The following is a 2,176-nucleotide window of genomic DNA, read 5'->3' as shown; positions in this document are numbered from 1 at the left end:
GACTGGATAATTATAGAGACATTAAAACCAAAGGAAACAGAAATTTTATGGAAGCCAGAAGTAAACTATGAATACCATACAAACGGAATGAAGTTTTTTGCTTTGGATTCTGACGGGAATATAATAAAAGAGTGGCTGGTTTTTTCAGTAGGCGGCGGAACTATAATGGAAGATGGTCAGGCAAGACAAGGGGGATCTAGTGTGTATCCTTTGGGGACAATGACTGAAATTATGGACTGGTGCACTAAAAACAGAAAAGAACTGTGGGAATATGTAGAGGAGATGGAAGGAAGCTCTATATGGCCTTTCCTTGAAAAAATATGGGAAGCTATGGAAAGCTGTATAAAAACAGGAATAAACAGAACCGGAGTGCTTCCAGGAAAATTGAAATATCCTAGAAAGGCTCAGTCTTTTTACAGGAAAGCCAGAAGGGATAATTCAAGAAATGGTTTTACAGGAAAAATATTCGCCTATACCCTTGCTGTATCTGAAGAGAACGGAGGAGGGGGGAGAGTAGTTACTGCACCTACTTGCGGAGCTTCTGGAGTGATACCTGGTCTTCTGTATGCTCTGAAAGAGGAATATAACCTTTCAGAGGATGAGGTTTTGAAGGGGCTTGCAATTGCAGGACTTATAGGAAATATAATAAAGGAAAATGCAACTATATCCGGTGCTGAAGGTGGATGTCAGGCAGAGGTAGGTGCAGCCTGTTCTATGGCCGCTGGAATGTCTACTTTCCTTCTGGGAGGATCTCTGAAGCAGATAGAATATTCAGCAGAGATAGCCTTAGAACACCATCTAGGTCTCACATGCGACCCTGTAGGAGGATATGTGCAGATACCATGTATAGAAAGAAATGCAGCAGCAGCAGTAAGGGCTCTTGATGCTGCAAACTATTCCCTCTATACAGATGGTCAGCATGCAGTATCCTTTGATCAGGTGGTTCTCACTATGAAGGAAACAGGAAGAGACTTAAAGTGCGAATACAAGGAAACCTCTCTCGGAGGACTTGCAAAATTTAATTTTGATGCAGAATGTTAATCTGACCGGTTTTTTCCGGTCTTTTTATTATTAAAAAAGCATAGATTAAAGTTTAAAAATTATAAGAATTTTCTGTTGTAATAAATATTTGAATTGGAGTTATTGAGAAAGAGAAATACTCTAATAATTTAAAAATTTTTCATAAAAATATGTGAAAGCTTGATCTACGATAAAATACATTATACAAATTTAAAAAAGAATGTTTTGGGTAGAAATATCAACAATATACTGAATTTAACATAACAAAAAAAGCTGCCTAAAAGCAGCTTTTTTTAATTTTTGTGTAATAATTTGTTACAAAATGTATTGACTTATCTTAAATATGAGTATATTATCGATAGTGAGAATTACAGAAAAATGAATTTTTTTATATTATATTGTTGTAAATAATTTTATGTTGTAGGAAAAGGAGGAACATGGATTCTTTAAAAGAGCTATTTAAAATTGGAAACGGACCTTCTAGTTCTCATACGATGGGACCAGAAAGAGCAGCGAAAAAATTTAAGTCTGAAAATCCAGATGCAGCAAATTTTAGAGTGGAATTATACGGCTCTTTGGCAGCAACTGGAAGAGGTCATCTTACAGATTCAGTAATCATAGAAACCCTTAGTCCAAAGCATACGGAAATTATCTGGAAACCTGAGATAGTACATGAGTATCATACTAATGGTATGAAATTTATTTCTTTGGATGATAATGGTGGTATTACAAGAGAGTGGCTGGTTTTTTCTGTAGGTGGAGGAACCATCATGGAAGATGGAGAGTCAAGGCATGGGCTCACAAAGGTTTATTCACTCAGTACTATGAGTGAAATTATGGAGTGGTGCGAAATAAACAGGAAAGAGATGTGGGAGTATGTCGAAGAGATGGAAGGACCGTCTGTCTGGGAATTTCTTCAAAATATATGGGAAGCCATGGAGAAGTGCGTAAAAACAGGAATCAATAAGACAGGAGTACTTCCAGGAACATTAAAATATCCAAGAAAGGCTCAGTCTTTTTACAGAAAAGCCAGGAGGGATAATTCTAGAAATGGTTTTACAGGTAGAATATTTGCCTATACTCTAGCTGTATCTGAAGAAAATGGAGGCGGCGGAAGAGTTGTAACTGCTCCTACCTGTGGGGCATCAGGGGCAGT

2 protein-coding genes are annotated in these 2,176 nt (G+C 37.3%); both read left to right on the top strand.

What is annotated here, in order from left to right; all coding sequences use genetic code 11:
- A partial coding sequence (locus ABZA26_RS13400) for an L-serine ammonia-lyase, iron-sulfur-dependent, subunit alpha (protein ID WP_372715003.1) occupies positions 1-1,041 on the top strand: 1,041 nt, incomplete at its 5' end.
- A gap of 416 nt (positions 1,042-1,457) precedes the next feature.
- Positions 1,458-2,176, top strand: a 719-nt coding sequence (locus ABZA26_RS13395; protein WP_372715002.1) for a serine dehydratase beta chain, incomplete at its 3' end; no start/stop codon positions are given.

The organism is Ilyobacter sp., from assembly GCF_041583315.1.
Lineage (GTDB): Bacteria > Fusobacteriota > Fusobacteriia > Fusobacteriales > Fusobacteriaceae > Ilyobacter.
This window is presented reverse-complemented; position numbering and strand designations above follow the sequence as displayed.